The 18,458-nt window shown below is 71.8% G+C and carries 15 protein-coding genes; 12 read left to right on the top strand and 3 right to left on the bottom strand.

Features of this window, described 5'->3' with window-relative positions; genetic code table 11:
• Positions 1-151 precede the first annotated feature (151 nt).
• Positions 152-1,063, bottom strand: a complete 912-nt coding sequence (locus AB0F77_RS21960) for a carbohydrate kinase (RefSeq protein ID WP_361951076.1) — start codon at positions 1,061-1,063, stop codon at positions 152-154.
• A complete protein-coding gene (locus AB0F77_RS21955) occupies positions 1,060-2,271 on the bottom strand; it encodes a LacI family DNA-binding transcriptional regulator (protein WP_361951073.1) in 1,212 nt (403 codons plus the stop codon). The genes AB0F77_RS21960 and AB0F77_RS21955 overlap by 4 nt, the downstream gene beginning before the upstream one ends.
• Before the next feature lie 243 nt (positions 2,272-2,514).
• On the opposite strand from AB0F77_RS21955, the gene AB0F77_RS21950 reads away from it, so the two are divergent.
• Positions 2,515-2,946: a Rieske (2Fe-2S) protein gene (locus tag AB0F77_RS21950; RefSeq protein WP_361951070.1), complete on the top strand. Its 432-nt coding sequence runs from the start codon at positions 2,515-2,517 to the stop codon at positions 2,944-2,946.
• A gap of 70 nt (positions 2,947-3,016) precedes the next feature.
• Here the strand turns inward: AB0F77_RS21950 and AB0F77_RS21945 are convergent, their stop codons facing one another.
• The gene (locus AB0F77_RS21945; protein ID WP_361951067.1) at positions 3,017-3,964 is read right to left on the bottom strand and encodes a hypothetical protein; all 948 of its coding nucleotides are present in this window, start codon (positions 3,962-3,964) and stop codon (positions 3,017-3,019) included.
• A 546-nt stretch (positions 3,965-4,510) separates the two neighbouring features.
• On the opposite strand from AB0F77_RS21945, the gene uvrC reads away from it, so the two are divergent.
• From uvrC to AB0F77_RS21890, 11 genes are all read left to right on the top strand, one after another.
• Entirely contained in the window at positions 4,511-6,559 is a 2,049-nt protein-coding gene (gene uvrC, locus AB0F77_RS21940) for an excinuclease ABC subunit UvrC (RefSeq protein WP_361951064.1), read from the top strand.
• Positions 6,556-7,557, top strand: a complete 1,002-nt coding sequence (gene rapZ, locus AB0F77_RS21935) for an RNase adapter RapZ (RefSeq protein ID WP_361951061.1) — start codon at positions 6,556-6,558, stop codon at positions 7,555-7,557. Before uvrC ends, rapZ begins: the two co-directional genes overlap by 4 nt.
• Positions 7,554-8,645 carry a uridine diphosphate-N-acetylglucosamine-binding protein YvcK gene (gene yvcK, locus AB0F77_RS21930; RefSeq protein ID WP_361951058.1) on the top strand — a complete coding sequence of 364 codons (1,092 nt, stop codon included), beginning with the start codon at positions 7,554-7,556 and terminating at the stop codon, positions 8,643-8,645. The genes rapZ and yvcK overlap by 4 nt, the downstream gene beginning before the upstream one ends.
• On the top strand, positions 8,636-9,625 hold the full coding sequence (gene whiA / locus AB0F77_RS21925) for a DNA-binding protein WhiA (RefSeq protein WP_030347991.1): 990 nt from the start codon (positions 8,636-8,638) through the stop codon (positions 9,623-9,625). Before yvcK ends, whiA begins: the two co-directional genes overlap by 10 nt.
• 148 nt (positions 9,626-9,773) lie before the next feature.
• Positions 9,774-12,728 carry a M14 family zinc carboxypeptidase gene (locus AB0F77_RS21920; RefSeq protein ID WP_361951055.1) on the top strand — a complete coding sequence of 985 codons (2,955 nt, stop codon included), beginning with the start codon at positions 9,774-9,776 and terminating at the stop codon, positions 12,726-12,728.
• A gap of 248 nt (positions 12,729-12,976) precedes the next feature.
• Positions 12,977-13,984 carry a type I glyceraldehyde-3-phosphate dehydrogenase gene (gap, locus tag AB0F77_RS21915; RefSeq protein WP_361951052.1) on the top strand — a complete coding sequence of 336 codons (1,008 nt, stop codon included), beginning with the start codon at positions 12,977-12,979 and terminating at the stop codon, positions 13,982-13,984.
• 138 nt (positions 13,985-14,122) lie between these two features.
• A complete protein-coding gene (locus AB0F77_RS21910) occupies positions 14,123-15,334 on the top strand; it encodes a phosphoglycerate kinase (protein ID WP_361951049.1) in 1,212 nt (403 codons plus the stop codon).
• A gap of 5 nt (positions 15,335-15,339) precedes the next feature.
• Positions 15,340-16,116 carry a triose-phosphate isomerase gene (gene tpiA, locus AB0F77_RS21905; RefSeq protein WP_361951046.1) on the top strand — a complete coding sequence of 259 codons (777 nt, stop codon included), beginning with the start codon at positions 15,340-15,342 and terminating at the stop codon, positions 16,114-16,116.
• Between the two features lie 119 nt (positions 16,117-16,235).
• Positions 16,236-16,472, top strand: a complete 237-nt coding sequence (secG, locus tag AB0F77_RS21900; protein ID WP_361951043.1) for a preprotein translocase subunit SecG — start codon at positions 16,236-16,238, stop codon at positions 16,470-16,472.
• 206 nt (positions 16,473-16,678) lie between these two features.
• Positions 16,679-17,014, top strand: a complete 336-nt coding sequence (locus AB0F77_RS21895; RefSeq protein ID WP_003957010.1) for an RNA polymerase-binding protein RbpA — start codon at positions 16,679-16,681, stop codon at positions 17,012-17,014.
• 144 nt (positions 17,015-17,158) lie between these two features.
• The gene (locus AB0F77_RS21890) at positions 17,159-18,427 is read left to right on the top strand and encodes an MFS transporter (protein ID WP_361951040.1); all 1,269 of its coding nucleotides are present in this window, start codon (positions 17,159-17,161) and stop codon (positions 18,425-18,427) included.
• Positions 18,428-18,458: the final 31 nt, after the last annotated feature.

Below are 18,458 nucleotides of genomic sequence, written 5' to 3'. Positions count from 1 at the left end.
GCGCCCCGCGGGAACTCCTCGCGGGGCGCCGCTCGTTCCACCAACAACCACACCGGATCCGCGCACGGTCGGTCCCACGCACCGCCGATCCGGCCGTACCTTGACAACAGAACCGAGAGCGAATCCCGACCCGGTTCCGCGCCTCACCCCGCTAGAAGTCCCCCAACTCTGCGGCGTACGGCGGCTCCGCACCCGCCCGTGAACAAGTGATCGCCGCCGCCCGCCCCGCGAACCGCAGCAGCCGTGTCCAGCCGTCCGCGCCCAGCCCTTCGAGAGACCCGGTGGAGAGGGCGTCCCGCACCGAGAGTCCGTGCAGCAGGGCCGCGTTCACCGTGTCCCCGGCGCCGATCGTGTCCACGACGGCGACCTTCTCACCCGGCACGGCATACTCCGCCCCGTCCCGGGTGAACACGGTCAGTCCCGCACCGCCCCGGGTGATCACCACGGCCGAGGGGCCCGCGGCCAGCCACTCGCGCGGGGTGCCGCCCAGCCACTCCGCGTCCTCCTCCGAGAGCTTCAGCAGCGTGACCGACGGCAGCCAGCCCCTGAAGCGCTCCCGGTAGGCGTCGGCATCGGGAATGAGACCGGCCCGGATGTTCGGGTCGAGCGCGGTGAACAGCCCCTGCCCCGCCGCGCTCCGCATCAGCTCCTCATAGGCGCTCGCCCCCGGTTCCAGGACGAGCGAACAGGTGCCGAACGACACCGCGCGCGTTGTGTCCGGCAGAGCGACGGGCATCGAGAACAGACGGTCGGCGGTGCCCTCGACATAAAAGGAGTAGGCGGCCGAGCCCTCTCCGTCGACGGTGGCGACCGCGAGGGTGGTCGGCTCCGCGCCCCGCTGGACGCCCGAGACGTCCACACCCGCGCCGCGCAGCCCGTCGAGCAGCGCCTCACCGAAGGCGTCGTTCGAGGCGCGGGAGCAGAAGGCCGTGGGGGAGCCGAGCCGGCCCAGGGCCACGGCGGTGTTGTACGGGCCACCGCCGAGCGCCGGCTTCAGCCCGGCGAGGGCGCCGGGGCCCTGCGGTACCAGGTCGATCAGTGCCTCACCGGCGACGACGATCACGAGACGCTTCCTTTCCTGACCTGCTCGGACTGCTCGGCTTGCTGGGACCGGCCGGACTGCTCGCTCCGGTCCGGTTCCGGGGGCAGCCGGACGGACGGGTACGGCTCGATACGAGGCGACGGGTACGGCTCGATACGAGGCGACCGCGCGGAGTGTCCGTCGCCCCCGGCCGTCCCGTCGGGCGGTTCCGCGCACCCGCACGACGTCCGGTGCACGAAGGCGCACGGCAGTCGCACGGTCCTCGCCGGGCGGTCCGGCGCGGCAAGGCGTTCCAGCAGCACCTGGACGGCCCGCGCGCCGATCTCCCGGCCGGGCTGGGCGATCGCGGTGAGCCGGGGCGAGAACAGATCGGCCCAGGCGAAGTCGTCGAAACAGCACAGGGCGATGTCGTCGGGCACGGACAGGCCGCGGTCGCGCAGTGCGCGCAGTGCGCCGATGGTCATGGCGTTGTTGGCGGTGACCAGCGCCGTCGGCGGCTCGGCGAGGGAGAGCAGGGCGGCGGTGGCCCGCTCGGCGCCGCCGGACTCGGAGTTGCCGGAGACCACGAGGCGGTCGTCGTGGGGCAGGCCGGCGGCGGCCAGGCCACGGCGATGGCCGGCGATCCGCTCGCTGGTGGTGCTGAGTCCGGGCAGCCCCGCGACCAGGCCGATGCGGCGGTGCCCCAGCCCGGCGAGGTGGGTGACGAGCCGGGCCATGGGCTCCTCGTTCTCCGCGCCGACCTGGTCGAAGCGCGGGCTGTCCGCCGAGTCCTCGGCACCGAGGTCGACCAGGCGGTCCAGGAACACGGTCGGCACGGCGTGCCGGCGCAGATAGGCGACGAGGTCGCCCGGCTCGGCGGAGGGGGCGACGATCATGCCGTCGACACGGCGCTCGTGGAGCAGCTGGACGACCTTGCGCTCGTGCCCGGGGTCGTCGTGCGGGTCGGCGATGAGCAGGCTGTAGCCCGCCTCCAGGGCCCCTGCCTCCACGCCCTGGACGATCTCCGTGAAGTACGGATTGCTGATCGCCGACACCGCGAGCCCGATGGAGCGGGTGCGGGAGGTCACCAGGGAGCGGGCGAGGGTGTTGGGTGTGTAACCGAGCGTGTCGACGGCGTCCAGGACGGCCTGGCGGGTGTGGGGCAGCACGGGCCGCGTGCCGTTCAGCACATGGGACACAGTCGCCACGGAGACTCCGGCACTGCGTGCGACGTCGGCCATCGTGGGCATGACGGTTCCCTCCCCAGGGCGGCATCGTTGACGGTCCGGCGGCCTTCTGGCCGGGAAGGTATCTCATCCGAGGCCGCGCGTAAACGCTTGCGCAAGCGTTTACGTCCCCACGCCACACCCGAACCGCCTCGTGTCGGGCCGTCTCCGCCCGGATCCCGTTCCCAGGTCCCACCCGCCCGGATCCGGGATGATTCCCCCCGGTATCGTCGGGCTGCCGTACCGCCCCCGACCAGTGGAGACCCCATGCCCGCCCGACTCTCCGCGAGCCGCCGTACCGTCCTGCGCGGCGCCGCCGTCACTCCGATCGCCGGGCTCGGGATCGCCGCCTGCTCCGCGCCCGGGGGCGGCATGACGGCCGACGCGACGCCGACCGCGCCGGTGGACCTGGGAGCCGAGAACGAGGTCGCCGAGGGGAGCGCCAAGCTCTACCGGGAACACAACGTGGTGGTCGGCCGGGACACCCAGGGCGCCCTCAAGGCGTACAGCACGGTCTGCACACACGCGGGGTGCGCCATCAACAAGCTCCGGGGGACGACGCTGATCTGCCCGTGTCACGGCAGTGAGTTCGACGCCCTCACCGGAAAGGTGGTCCGGGACCCGGCGACGGTGCCGCTGAACGCACTGCCGGTCAGGACCGAGGGCGGCAGGATCGTCGTCGGCCCGGGCAGCGCCTGAGCACGGGACGTCGGGGGAGCCGCAGCCCCCTCGTCCTCTCCCTTCCCCTTCCCCTTCCGTCCCGGTCCGGTCACTCCCAGTCCCAGCCGATCCCCACGACACCCGGCCGCACCCGGGGCTCGACCAGGTGGACCGAGCGGTGTGGGCTGGTGAGGGGCAGTTCGTGACGGCCGCTGCGCGGTGCCGCCGCCGAGTGCTGGGTGAAGCGGTGGCAGCGCACCGGGAGGGCACCGGCGTCGAAGCCGACCTGGAGGGCGTACTGGCCGCCGGGGAAGGTGAAGCCGCGCACGTACTCGCGGGAGGCCCCGGCGGTGCCGTCCTCGACGGCGTAGCGGAACAGATAGGTGTCGCCGACGTGCAGCCGGTGGCCGAAGAGGAGTTCGGCCACGAGGATGCCGGTGTCCCGGTCCACGCGGACGCGTCCGGTGCGGCAGTTCTCCAGGGCGCGGACGGTCATGCGCTCGGGTGCGCAGCCGGGGTCGCCGTGGTGGACGGTGACGAAGCGGTCCACGCCGTCCCGGTGGGCCCGCACGATGTGCTGCGACTCGCGTTGGGCCAGTTCGCGGCGCGCTCCGATCCGTATGCGCTCGTGGTGGCCGAGGGTGTGGAGCCCGCCGTCGAGGGACCAGCCCAGGTCGGCCTGGAGCCGGTCGAGGACACCGGTGGCCTCGACCAGGGCGCGGTAGGAGCGGGAGGCGGGGCGATCGTCGGTGGCGCGGGTGTCGCTCTCGGTGAGCAGCCGGATCAGCGACTCGTCGGGCAGGCGCAGGATCTCCTCCAGGGCGCGCACGGCCCGCAGCGACTCGGGGCGCTGGGGGCGCCGGGCGCCCTGCTGCCAGTAACTCAGGCTCGTGACGCCGACCTTGACCCCGTGGCGCGACAGATGGTGCTGGACGCGCTGGAGCGGCAGCCCGCGTGCGGCGATGGCGGCGCGCAGCGCGACGTGGAACGGGCCGCCGCGCAGGGCGCTGTCCAGTTCCTCGGTGGCGACGTCCGTGTGCTGTGAGGCGTGCCGCATTGCACAGGGGCCTTTCTGTGAATGTCCACGGCTGGTCAGACCGTTGGCGCGAGTCGTCGGGGCCCACCCGTCGGCGCCGGGGCGCGCGGATCCGTACGTCGAGTCCGGCCGCCTGGTTCACGGCCCCGAGTTCCCCCGCATTGAAGCGTGTTGACCCATCCCCGACAACACCTCGGGCCCCACCGCGGCGAACACGTGGCCGAGCGGCGACCCTCCGGGGCGGGATCACCGCCCCCGTGCCGGCCCGGCGACCGGCACCCGGTGAGCGCTTTCCACGTCCCCTTCCGGCGGCGACGGCCGACGGGACGGCGGACGCGCTCCGCCCGGTGATCACCGAGGGCGCACCCGAAACTGGCCGACGCCGGTCTCCGGCCGGACGGCTGCCCCTGCCCCTCCCCACGACGGCCGACGGACGTCCTCGTCCACGGGCCCAGCCCCGCGGCCGTCCACAGGCTCCGCCCCGCGGCGCCCGACCGCTTCCGACCCGGCGCGTCGGCTGTCCACAGGCCCGTCGGAGTGTCCGCCCACGACAGTAGGGTGTGAGACATGGCCGACCCCTCCAGCTACCGCCCCATGCCGGGTGAGATCCCGGACACCCCCGGGGTCTACAAGTTCCGCGACGAGCACCGCCGGGTGATCTACGTCGGAAAGGCGAAGAGCCTGCGCCAGCGCCTGGCGAACTACTTCCAGGACCTGGCGAACCTCCACCCGCGCACCCGCACGATGGTCACCACGGCCGCGTCCGTGGAGTGGACCGTGGTGTCCACGGAGGTCGAGGCCCTGCAGCTGGAGTACTCCTGGATCAAGGAGTTCGACCCCCGGTTCAACGTCAAGTACCGCGACGACAAGAGCTACCCCTACCTCGCGGTGACGATGAACGAGGAGTTCCCGCGTGTGCAGGTGATGCGCGGTCACAAGAAGAAGGGCGTCAGGTACTTCGGGCCGTACGGACACGCCTGGGCCATCCGGGACACGGTCGACCTGCTGCTGCGCGTCTTCCCCGTCCGCACCTGCTCCGCCGGCGTCTTCAAGAACGCCGCCCGCACCGGCCGCCCCTGCCTGCTGGGGTACATCGGCAAGTGCTCCGCCCCCTGCGTCGAGCGGGTCACCGCCGAGGAGCACCGCGAACTGGCCGAGGAGTTCTGCGACTTCATGGTCGGCCGCACCGGCACGTATCTCCGCCGTCTGGAGAAGCGGATGATGGAGTCGGCCGAGGAGATGGAGTACGAGCGGGCCGCCCGGCTGCGCGACGACATCGAGGCCCTGAAGAAGGCCATGGAGAAGAACGCGGTCGTGCTCGCCGACGCGACCGACGCCGACCTCATCGCGGTCGCCGAGGACGAGCTGGAGGCCGCCGTCCAGATCTTCCACGTCCGCGGCGGACGGGTGCGCGGCCAGCGCGGCTGGGTCACCGACAAGGTCGAGGAGGTCACCACCGGCGCCCTGGTCGAGCACGCGCTCCAGCAGCTGTACGGGGAGGAGAGCGGCGAGGGCGTCCCCAAGGAGGTCCTGGTCCCCGCCCTGCCCGAGCCGGTGGAGCCCGTGCAGGAATGGCTGACCGACCGCCGTGGTTCCGGAGTGTCGCTGCGCATACCGCAGCGCGGCGACAAGAAGGCCCTCATGGAGACCGTGCAGCGCAACGCCCAGCAGGCACTCGCCCTGCACAAGACCAAGCGCGCCTCCGACCTGACGACGCGCTCCCGCGCCCTGGAGGAGATCGCCGACGCCCTCGACCTGGACAGCGCGCCCCTGCGGATCGAGTGCTACGACATCTCGCACCTCCAGGGGGACGACGTCGTGGCCTCCATGGTGGTCTTCGAGGACGGCCTCCAGCGCAAGGGCGAGTACCGCCGCTTCCAGATCAAGGGCTTCGAGGGCCAGGACGACGTCCGCTCCATGCACGAGGTGATCACCCGCCGCTTCCGGCGCTACCTCGCCGACAAGGAGAAGACCGGCGAGTGGGTGGACGAGGACGGCAACGGGCTGAAGGACGAGGACGGCCGTCCCAGGAAGTTCGCCTACCCGCCCCAGCTCGTCGTGGTCGACGGCGGGCAGCCACAGGTCGCGGCGGCCAAGCGGGCGCTGGACGAGCTGGGCATCGACGACATCGCCGTCTGCGGCCTCGCCAAGCGCCTGGAGGAGGTCTGGCTGCCGCAGGACGACGACCCGGTCGTCCTGCCCCGCACCAGCGAGGGCCTCTATCTGCTCCAGCGCGTGCGCGACGAGGCCCACCGCTTCGCCATCACCTACCAGCGCACCAAACGGGCCAAGCGCTTCCGCGCGAGCCCCCTGGACGACGTGCCGGGCCTCGGCGAGACACGCAAACAGGCGTTGATCAAGCATTTCGGCTCGGTGAAGAAGCTCAGGTCCGCCACAATCGACCAGATCCAGGAGGTGCCCGGGATAGGCCGCAAGACGGCGGAGACCATCGCCGCGGCCCTCGCCCGGACGGCCCCGGCCGCACCCGCCGTCAACACGGCGACCGGAGAGATCATGGATGACATGGAAGACGAGGCGCCCGTGACGGCGGCGGGTTCCTCGGGGGACCCCGTGACCGCGGGCGTCCCGGACGAACGACGGGGGCAGGAGACATGACCGAGCACGAGGCAAGGCACACACCGGAACGAGATCGCGCGCCCGGCGAGACCGGCGCCGAGCAGCCGCGGCAGACGGCCCAGGAAAACGGAGCACAGGTGAGTACGGACGCCACGACGGCCGCGGTCCCCGACGCGGCCATCCCCGAGCTGGTGATCATCTCCGGCATGTCCGGAGCGGGCCGCTCGACGGCCGCCAAGTGTCTGGAGGACCTCGGCTGGTTCGTCGTCGACAACCTCCCGCCCGCCCTCATCCCCACCATGGTGGAGCTGGGCGCCCGCTCGCAGGGCAACGTGGCGCGGATCGCGGTCGTCGTCGACGTCCGGGGCCGCCGCTTCTTCGACAACCTGCGCGAGTCCCTCGCCGACCTCGACACCCGGGGCGTCACCCGGCGCATCGTCTTCCTGGAGTCCTCCGACGAGGCCCTGGTGCGCCGCTTCGAGTCGGTGCGCCGCCCGCACCCCCTCCAGGGCGACGGCCGCATCGTCGACGGCATCGCCGCCGAGCGCGAGCTGCTGCGCGAGCTGCGCGGCGACGCCGACCTGGTGATCGACACCTCCAGCCTCAACGTGCACGAGCTGCGCGCCAAGATGGACGCCCAGTTCGCCGGCGACGAGGAGCCCGAGCTGCGGGCCACGGTGATGTCCTTCGGCTTCAAGTACGGCCTGCCGGTCGACGCCGACCTCGTCGCCGACATGCGCTTCCTGCCCAACCCGCACTGGGTCCCGGAGCTGCGCCCCTACACCGGCCTCAACGAGGAGGTCGCGGCGTACGTCTTCAATCAGCCCGGCGCCAAGGAGTTCCTCGACCGCTACGCCGAGCTGCTGCGGCTCATCGCCGCCGGCTACCGCCGCGAGGGCAAGCGCTACGTGACCATCGCCATCGGCTGCACCGGCGGCAAGCACCGGTCCGTGGCGATGTCGGAGAAGCTCGCCGCGCGGCTCGCGGCCGAGGGCGTGGAGACGGTGGTCGTGCACCGGGACATGGGACGGGAATGACGGAACGTACATCGCGGCTGAGCCGACTGCGCCGGGCCGTGCCCGAGGCTCGTGCCAGCCGCTCCGCCGAGGCGCGCGCCGGACGTCCGGCCGAGGCCCGCGGCGGCCGGCCGCGCCGGCGCGGCACCCAGCCCAAGGTCGTCGCCCTCGGCGGCGGCATGGGCCTGTCCGCCTCGCTCGCCGCGCTGCGCCGGATCACCGGCGACCTCACGGCCGTCGTCACCGTGGCCGACGACGGCGGCTCCAGCGGCCGGCTCCGCGACGAGCTGGGGGTGCTGCCCCCGGGTGACCTGCGCAAGGCCCTCGCCGCGCTGTGCGGGGACGACGACTGGGGCCAGACCTGGGCCCGGGTCATCCAGCACCGTTTCCAGACCCAGGGCGACCTGCACGACCACGCGGTCGGCAACCTCCTGATCGTCGCCCTGTGGGAGCAGCTCGGTGATCACGTCCAGGCGCTCGACCTGGTCGGCAAGCTCCTCGGCGCGCACGGCCGTGTGCTGCCCATGTCCGCCGTGCCGCTGGAACTCCAGGCCCAGGTCAAGGGGCACGACCCGGCCACCCCGGACGAGGTGGACACCGTGTGCGGGCAGGCGACCGTCGCGCTCACGCCCGGCGAGGTGCAGTCGGTGCACCTCGTGCCGCACGACCCGCCCGCCGTCCCCGAGGCCGTCGCGGCGGTCCTGGACGCCGACTGGGTGGTTCTCGGCCCCGGATCCTGGTTCTCCTCGGTCATCCCGCATCTGCTGGTCCCGGAGCTGCTCGACGCCCTCACGGCGACCAAGGCCCGCCGGGTGCTGTCCCTGAACCTCGCCCCGCAGCCCGGAGAAACCGAGGGCTTCTCCCCGCAGCGTCATTTGGAGGTTTTGGGGCGACACGCCCCTAAACTCGCCCTGGACGTGGTGCTGGCCGACGAGGCCGCCGTGCCCGACCGCGACTCGCTCAGCGAGGCCGCCAAGCGGCTCGGAGCCGCGGTCGAGCTGGCTCCGGTGGCCCGGACCGACGGTTCCCCCCGGCACGACCCGGAGCTGTTGGCCGCCGCGTACGACCGTATTTTTCGGATGCATGGAAGGATCGGCCCATGGCGATGACGGCAGCGGTGAAGGACGAGATCTCCCGGCTCCCCGTCACCCGGACCTGCTGTAGGAAGGCGGAGGTCTCGGCCATCCTGCGGTTCGCCGGCGGCCTGCACCTGGTGAGCGGACGCATCGTGATCGAGGCGGAGCTGGACACCGCGATGGCGGCCCGCCGTCTCAAGCGGGACATCCTGGAGATCTTCGGGCACAGCTCTGAGCTGATCGTGATGGCGCCGGGCGGGCTGCGCCGCGGCTCGCGCTACGTCGTGCGCGTCGTCGCGGGCGGTGACCAGCTGGCCCGGCAGACCGGGCTGGTCGACGGCCGCGGCCGGCCGATCCGCGGGCTGCCCCCGCAGGTGGTCTCGGGGGCGACCTGCGACGCCGAGGCGGCCTGGCGGGGCGCCTTCCTCGCGCACGGCTCGCTGACCGAGCCCGGCCGTTCCTCCTCCCTCGAAGTGACCTGCCCCGGCCCGGAGGCCGCGCTCGCCCTGGTCGGCGCCGCCCGCCGGCTGTCGATCGCCGCGAAGGCCCGCGAGGTGCGCGGCGTGGACCGGGTCGTCGTCCGCGACGGCGACGCCATCGGCGCCCTGCTCACCCGGCTCGGCGCGCACGAGTCCGTGCTGGCCTGGGAGGAGCGCCGGATGCGCCGCGAGGTGCGGGCCACGGCCAACCGCCTCGCCAACTTCGACGACGCCAACCTGCGCCGTTCGGCCCGCGCCGCCGTGGCCGCCGGCGCCCGGGTGCAGCGCGCCCTGGAGATCCTCGGCGACGAGGTGCCCGAGCACCTCGCGGCCGCGGGCCGGCTGCGCATGGAGCACAAGCAGGCATCCCTGGAGGAGCTGGGCGCGCTCGCCGACCCGCCGCTGACCAAGGACGCCGTCGCCGGGCGTATCCGCCGGCTGCTGGCGATGGCCGACAAGCGCGCCTCGGACCTCGGCATCCCGGGCACCGAGGCCAACCTCAGCGAGGAGCTGGCCGACAACCTCGTCGGTTAGCCGCGGTCGTTCAACTCGGTGGTGTCGGCGCCCGGTTCGGTCGTCGGCACCGGCGTTTACCTGTCCATGAAGTGCTCTTGACTCGATCATGAAGTGTCATGAGCCTGGCATGGTTCGCCGCTGGGGCGGACCACGGCTAGGGGGGTACATGAGACACAGAGCGAGATCGATCCTCGCCCTCGGCGCACTCCTGATCGGCGGCGCGAGTCTCGCGCCCATCGCGCAGGCGCAGGACGCGGGCCCTGCCAAGCCCGACCCGGACGAGGTCAAGGTCTTCCACGCCGAGGTCACCGAGAAGCAGGTCCCCCTGCTCCTCGAAGCGGGCCAGGACGGCCATGAGCTCGGCGAGCGGGCGGCCGACGGGGACCGGGCCTCCGTCGAGCTCTACCTCACGGACGGTCAGGCCCAGAAGCTCCGGAAGCAGGGCGTCGGCCTCACCGAGCACACACTTTCGGCCAAGGCCGAGGCGCGTGTCGAAGGCGCGGCCGAGGGCGTGTTCCGGCCGTACGGCGGAAGCGGCGGCATCGCCGAGGAGCTCCTGCGCACCGCCCAGGACAACCCCGGTATCACCAAGGTCGAGTCCATCGGCAAGACCGTGCGCGGACAGGACATCCTCGCGCTCAAGCTGACCAAGAACGCGAAGAAGTCGAAGGACGGCTCGAAGCCCGCCGTGCTGTACATGTCCAACCAGCACGCGCGCGAGTGGATCACCCCGGAGATGACCCGGCGGCTGCTTCACTACTACGTGAACGGCTACAAGACGGACAAGCGCGTCAAGAAGATCGTCGACTCGACCGAGCTGTGGTTCGTCCCCTCGGCGAACCCCGACGGCTACGACTACACGTTCCAGGACCCCGACAACCGCCTGTGGCGCAAGAACCTGCGGGACGTCAACGGCGACGGCGCCATCTCCACCGGCGACGGCGTCGACCTCAACCGCAACTTCTCCTACAAGTGGGGCTACGACGACGAGGGTTCGTCGCCCAACCCCACCAGTGAGACCTACCGCGGCGCGAGCCCCGGCTCCGAGCCCGAGACCAAGGCCCTGGACGCCTTCGAGAAGCGCGTCGGGTTCAGGTACGGCATCAACTACCACTCCGCCGCCGAACTCCTGCTCTACGGTGTCGGCTGGCAGGTGGCCACCCCGACCCCGGACGACGTCCTCTACACCGCGCTCGCCGGCACCCCGGACAACCCGGCCATCCCCGGCTACCGTTCGCAGGTCTCCTCCGAGCTGTACACCACCAACGGCGAGGCGGACGGCCACGCGTCGAACGTCAACGGCATGGCGATGTTCACCCCCGAGATGTCGACCTGCCAGACCGCCTCGGCCGTCGACCCGGACGACGCCTGGAACGCCTCCGACTGCCGGTCGGTCTTCAACTTCCCCGACGACGAGAAGCTGATCCAGGAGGAGTTCGAGAAGAACGTCCCCTTCGCGCTCTCCGTCGCCGAGACCGCCGCGCACCCCGACAAGCCGGCCTCCACGGTCGGTCTCGAGGCCGCCGACTTCACCCCGGCCGCGTTCTCCACGTCGTACGCGCGCGGCGCGGACCAGGAGGTCTCCGTCGTCGTGCGCAAGGCCGTGCGCGACAAGGAGCTCAAGTACCGAGTCAACGGCGGCCGCACCTGGGACCAGGCGCTGAAGCCCTGGAAGGGCGGCGAGACCTACGGCGGTGAGGACAACCTCTACTTCGACGAGTACCGGGCCGAGGTCCAGGACGGCGACGTCGGCGACCGGGTCGAGGTGTGGTTCACCGGTGAGACCGCGCAGGGCAAGAAGGTCTCCAGCGCGCACTTCACCTACACCGTGGCCGAGCGGCCCCGGGCCGACGTCCTCGTCGTCGCCGAGGAGGGCACGGCCGCCACGCAGGCGCAGACCTACGTCGACGCGCTGAAGGCCAACGGCCGCCGGGCACTCGTCTGGGACGTCGCCACCCAGGGCGCCCCCGACGCGCTGGGCGTGCTCAAGCACTTCGGGACCGTCGTGCACTACTCGGGCACGGCCGGCCCCGCCAACGCCACCCAGCTCCAGCTGCGCGCCTACCTCAACGAGGGCGGCAAGCTGATCGAGGCCGGCGAGCTGGCCGGCGGCAGCGTCGACCTCGGCGGCGGCAACCGCTCGGACGACTTCAGCCAGTACTACCTGGGCGCCTACTCCCGGACGTCGACGCCCGGCGCCACCGGTTTCACCGGCGCGGGCGCGCTCGACGGCTTCAGCGGCGCCCTCGGCGCGGCGCCGGGCAACCCGCTCGACCGGGCCGGCACCTACGGCGTCACCTCGGACGAGCTGTCCGTGGACGACTACCCGCAGTTCGCCAGCGCGGGCGCCGGTCAGTTCGCCGGCACCGTCAACCCGTACGGGCCCTACAGCGGCTCCTCCATGGCCGCCGCCGTGCACACCGACGACGGCTACAAGCGACTCACCCGGACCGTGGACCTCGGCGGTGTCACCGCGGCCGACGCGCCGGCCCTGAGCACCCGGATGCTGTGGGACACCGAGCCCGGCTACGACCACGCGATCGTCGAGGCCCGCACCGTCGGCTCCGACGACTGGACCACCCTCCCCGAGGCGGGCGGCGCGAGCCGCAGCACCGTGCCGACGGAGTGCGGGGCCGGGTTCCTGATCAACGAGCACCCCTGGCTCACGCACTACCTGACGCTCGCCGACGGCGCCTGCACCGCCACCGGCACCAGCGGCTCCTGGAACAGCCTCACCGGCAGCTCCGACGGCTGGCAGCAGGTCTCCTTCGACCTGAGCGCCTACGCGGGCAAGTCGGTCGAGCTCTCGATCACCTACGTCACCGACCCGGGCAGCGGCGGACACGGCGTCCTCGTCGACGACGCCTCGCTCGTCGTCGGCGGCGCGGCCCGGGACACCGAGGGCTTCGAGACGTCCCTGGGTCCCTGGAGCGTCGCAGGACCGCCCGCGGGCAGCCCGGCCGTCCTCAAGGACTGGGCGCGTACCGGAACCCTGTTCCGGACCTTCGGAGCGGTCACTACGGACGACACCGTGCTGCTGGGCTTCGGCCTGGAGCAGGTCACCGCGGCGGCCGACCGGACGGCGCTCCTGGGCAGGGCGCTGGCGGCACTCGACAAGTGAGCCGACCCTCTCTCGAACGAGTGACAGGTCCGTTCAAAACGGTCGGCGTTCCATGTCGTAACAGGACAATATGACGCTCGGCCTCGTGCGGTCCGTACCCCTACTCGCGGGTACGGACCGCACTGCCGTCAAGGGGGCATCTGATGTCACCTCGGGAGCCTCAGGGAGGTAGGGTCAGGGGTGGTCGGGGACATCCCAAAACAGCTCGCCGGCGACGAGAGCCGGCGTACCAACGAGGAGATCGGTTCGTGACGATCCGCGTAGGCATCAACGGCTTCGGCCGCATCGGACGTAACTACTTCCGCGCGCTGCTGGAGCAGGGTGCAGACATCGAGATCGTGGCTGTCAACGACCTGGGTGACACCGCGACCACCGCTCACCTGCTCAAGTACGACACCATCCTGGGTCGTCTGAAGCAGGAGGTCTCGCACACCGCCGACACCATCACCGTCGACGGTCACACCATCAAGGTGCTCTCCGAGCGCAACCCGGCCGACATCCCCTGGGGCGAGCTGGGCGTCGACATCGTCATCGAGTCGACCGGCATCTTCACGAAGAAGGCCGACGCCGAGAAGCACCTCGCGGGCGGCGCCAAGAAGGTCCTCATCTCGGCTCCGGCCAAGGACGAGGACATCACCATCGTGATGGGCGTCAACGAGGACAAGTACGACGCGGCCAACCACCACGTCATCTCCAACGCCTCCTGCACCACCAACTGTGTGGCGCCCATGGCCAAGGTCCTCGACGAGAACTTCGGCATCGTCAAGGGCCTCATGACGACGGTCCACGCGTACACGAACGACCAGCGCATCCTGGACTTCCCGCACTCCGACCTGCGCCGCGCCCGCGCCGCCGCGGAGAACATCATCCCGACCACGACCGGCGCCGCCAAGGCCACCGCGCTCGTGCTCCCCCAGCTCAAGGGCAAGCTCGACGGCATCGCGATGCGCGTCCCGGTCCCGACCGGCTCGGCCACCGACCTGGTCGTCCAGCTGTCCCGCGAGGTCACCAAGGACGAGGTCAACGCCGCGTTCAAGAAGGCATCCGAGGGCGATCTCAAGGGCTACCTGACCTACACCGAGGACCAGATCGTCTCCTCGGACATCGTCAGCGACCCGTCCTCCTGCACCTTCGACTCCTCCCTGACCATGGTCCAGGAGGGCACCTCGGTGAAGATCCTCGGCTGGTACGACAACGAGTGGGGCTACTCGAACCGCCTCGTCGACCTGACGGTCTTCGTCGGCAACCAGCTCTGATCGGCAGAGCAGGCACCTGATGCGCCACCAGGGCTCGGGCAGCGGACACGCCGCCCGAGCCCTGACGCACGTACGGACCGGCCGCGCACCGGCCGGTCGGCCCTCCCACGATCAAGAGCCCTCCTCAGGAGTCCCCTCATGAAGACCATCGACGAACTGCTCGCCGAAGGCGTCGACGGCAAGCGCGTTTTCGTCCGCGCCGACCTCAACGTCCCCATGGCCGACGGCCTCATCACCGACGACGGCCGCATCCGCGCCGTCCTGCCCACCGTCAAGGCCCTCGCCGACGCGGGCGCCAAGGTGGTCGTCGCCTCGCACCTCGGCCGCCCCAAGGGCGCCCCGGACCCGGCCTTCTCGCTGCTGCAGGCCGCCGAGCGCCTCGCCGAACTCCTCGGCGCCCCGGTCGCGTTCGCCCAGGACACCGTCGGCCCGGCCGCCCACGACGCGGTCGACGGCCTCCAGCCGGGCCAGGTCGCCGTCATCGAGAACCTGCGCTTCAACGCCGGCGAGACGTCCAAGGACGACACCGAGCGCGGCGAGTTCGCCGACCGGCTCGCCGCCCTCGCGGACGTGTACGTCGGTGACGGCTTCGGAGCCGTGCACCGCAGGCACGCCTCCGTCTACGACCTCCCGGCCCGGCTGCCGCACTACGCCGGTCACCTCATCGCCACCGAGGTCGGCGTCCTCAAGAAGCTCACCAAGGACGTCGAGCGCCCCTACGTCGTCGTCCTCGGCGGTGCCAAGGTCTCCGACAAGCTCGCCGTCATCGACGAGCTGCTCGGCAAGGCCGACCGCCTCCTCATCGGCGGCGGCATGGTCTACACCTTCCTCAAGGCCAAGGGCCACGAGATCGGCACGTCCCTCCTCCAGGAGGACCAGCTGCCGGCCGTCACCGAGTACATCGAGCGCGCGGAGAAGACCGGCGTCGAGCTGGTCCTCCCCCTCGACGTCCTCGTCGCCCCCGGGTTCCCGGACCTGAAGACCAAGGCCCCGTCGAACCCCTCCACCGTCGCCGCGGACGCGATCCCGGCCGACCAGCTGGGCCTGGACATCGGTCCTGAGTCCCGCAAGCTGTACGCCTCGAAGCTCGCCGACGCGGCCACCGTCTTCTGGAACGGCCCCATGGGCGTCTTCGAGCACCCCGACTACGCCGAGGGCACCAAGGCGGTCGCCCAGGCCCTCATCGACTCCCCGGCCTTCACGGTCGTCGGCGGCGGCGACTCCGCCGCGGCCGTGCGCCTGCTGGGCTTCGACGAGACCGCATTCGGCCACATCTCGACCGGCGGCGGCGCCTCCCTCGAATACCTCGAGGGCAAGACGCTCCCCGGCCTCGCCGCACTGGAGGACTGACCTCGATGAGCACCCGCACGCCGATCATGGCGGGCAACTGGAAGATGAACCTCAACCACCTGGAGGCCATCGCCCACGTCCAGAAGCTCGCCTTCGCCCTGGCCGACAAGGACTACGAGGCCGTCGAGGTCGCGGTCCTCGCGCCCTTCACCGACCTGCGCTCCGTACAGACCCTCGTCGACGGCGACAAACTCAAGATCAAGTACGGCGCCCAGGACGTCTCGGCCCATGACTCCGGTGCCTACACCGGCGAGATCTCCGGCCCGATGCTGGCCAAGCTGAAGTGCTCCTACGTGGTCGTCGGCCACTCCGAGCGCCGCCAGTACCACCAGGAGACGGACGAGACCGTCAACGCCAAGGTCAAGGCCGCCTTCAAGCACGGCCTGACCCCGATCCTGTGCGTCGGCGAGGAGCTGGAGGTCCGCGAGGCGGGCAACCACGTCGCCCACACCCTCGCCCAGCTCGACGGCGGCCTGAAGGACGTCACGGCCGAGCAGGCCGAGACGGTCGTGGTCGCCTACGAGCCCGTGTGGGCCATCGGCACCGGCAAGGTCTGCGGCGCCGACGACGCCCAGGAGGTCTGCGCCGCGATCCGCGCGCGGATCGCCGAGCTGTACTCGCAGGACGTGGCCGACAAGGTCCGCGTCCAGTACGGCGGCTCCGTGAAGTCCGGCAACGTCGCCGAGATCATGGCCAAGGCCGACATCGACGGCGCCCTGGTCGGCGGAGCCTCGCTGGACGCCGACGAGTTCGTCAAGATCGTGCGCTTCCGCGACCAGTGACGCGGGTGGTCGCGCGACCAGTGAGTATGCGGTAGCGACGATCCGTCGTACTCTTGCGGGGGCATGGCCCGGTGCCGTGCCCCCGTCGTCCATCCGAATCCGAGGAAGTTGGTCCAGCCGTGGTTTTGGGGTTCTCGATCGCCCTGATCGTCTTCAGCCTGCTGCTGATGCTGCTGGTGCTGATGCACAAGGGGAAGGGCGGCGGCCTCTCCGACATGTTCGGTGGCGGCATGCAGTCCTCCGTCGGCGGCTCCTCGGTCGCCGAGCGCAACCTCGACCGGATCACCCTGGTGATCGGTCTGCTGTGGTTCGCGTGCATCATCGTCCTCGGCCTCATCATGAAGACGAACAACTGAGCGCACGTTCCACACGCACATTCCGCACGTAAGGCCCCATGTTCGGTACGCGCCCGTGAGCGCGGCCTATCATGGGGCTTGCGTCTAGGTGCGGGGGCTGTAACTCCCATCACTGGACGCGCGTTGGGCCTTACGTAGACTTAGGCGCTCGCAGTGAAGCGAACGCCGACTCGCTTTGCGGCACCATCACGCAGGGAGTTACGACCGTGGCAAGTGGCAACGCGATCCGAGGAAGCCGGGTCGGGGCGGGGCCGATGGGCGAGGCCGAGCGGGGCGAGTCCGCGCCCCGTCTGCGCATCTCCTTCTGGTGCTCCAACGGGCACGAGACGCAGCCCAGCTTCGCCAGCGACGCGCAGGTCCCCGACACCTGGGACTGCCCGCGCTGCGGCTTCCCCGCCGGACAGGACCGGGACAACCCGCCGGACCCGCCGCGCACCGAGCCGTACAAGACGCACCTCGCGTACGTACGGGAGCGGCGCAGCGACGCGGACGGCGAGGCGATCCTCGCCGAGGCGCTCGCCAAACTTCGGGGCGAGATCTAGCAGTTGACACCGGCCGGGGGCCCGAGGGCGCCCGGCCGGAGCCGTCTCGCCACACCGCCCTCCGCATACCGCCGCCCACGCCCCGGCCGATTGTCAGTGGCGCCCCCTACGGTGGGTGACACGGACGCATCGTGAGGGGGAGCAGTGACGGCGGTCGAGGCGGTGGGGGCGGGCGCGCCCGCGTGGCGCGGGGGTTTCGGACGGCTGTGGAGCGCCGCCGTGCTCTCCAGCTTCGGCGACGCCCTGCGCACGGCCGCGCTGCCCCTGCTGGCGGTCACGCTGACCCACGACCCGCTGCTCATCGCCGCGGTCACCGCCTGCGGGCAGCTGCCCTGGATCGTCTTCGGCCTGCTCGGCGGCGCCGTCGCCGACCGCGTGGACCAGCGGCGCGCGATGTGGACGGTCGACGCGGTCCGCGGACTGCTGGTCGCCGGCTTCGCGGTCGCCGTCGCGCTGGGGCACGCCTCCGTCGGCCTGCTCATCGTGCTGGCCTTCGCCCTCACCACGCTCCAGACCCTCTTCGACAATGCCGCCACGGCCCTGCTGCCCGCCCTGGTGCACACGGACGCCCTCGGCGGCGCCAACGCCCGGCTGATGACCGGGCAGCGCGTCGCGGGCGGTCTGCTCGGCGCCCCCGCCGTCCCGCTGCTGCTGACCGTCGGCGCGGCCCTCCCGTTCGCCGCCGACGCGGCCACCTTCCTGCTGGCCGCCGCCCTGGTCGCCTCCCTGCGCACCGCGCCGCCCGAGCGGGCGCCGAGACCGGCCGGCGCCACCCTGCGCCACGACATGGCCGAGGGACTGCGCACCCTGTGGCGGGACCGGGCGCTGCGCCGGCTGTGCACGGCCACCGCCCTGTGCAATGTCGGCATGGGCGCGCTCATCGCCACCCTGGTGCTCCTGGTCACCGTCCGCCTGCACGCCGGCACCGCGGGCTACGCGGCGGCGACCACCGCGTACACCGTGGGCGGCCTCACCGGCGGTGTCCTGGGCGGCCGGCTCGTCGCCCGGACGGGGCGGACGGGGGCGGTGCTGCTGGCCGGGGCCGTGCAGACCGGCGCGCTCGTCGTCATGGGCTGTGCGCCGGGCCTGGCCGCCCTGGTCGCCGCCATGGCCGTCTTCGGGTTCATGGGCATGGTGTGGAACGTCAACACCACGACCCTGATGCAGCAGCGTGCCCCCGCCGGGATGCTGGGGCGGGTCGCCGCCGCCTTCCGCACCCTCGGGGTCGCCGGGGCACCCCTGGGCGCGCTCCTCGGCGGTGCGGTCGCCGCCGCCCTGGGACCGCGCACGCCCGCGCTGCTCGCCGCCTTCTTCTTCGCCCTCGCCGTCACCGCGCTGATACCCGGGAGCAAGCGGGACGTACCTGTTGTTGCCCCCGAGGACGGCGCGACGACCGCTCACGCCGCGCCCTGATCAATTAGGTTGGAACGGCAGCGGGGCAAGG

Source organism: Streptomyces sp. NPDC026672 (assembly GCF_040638185.1).
Taxonomy (GTDB): Bacteria; Actinomycetota; Actinomycetes; order Streptomycetales; family Streptomycetaceae; genus Streptomyces.
This window is presented reverse-complemented; position numbering and strand designations above follow the sequence as displayed.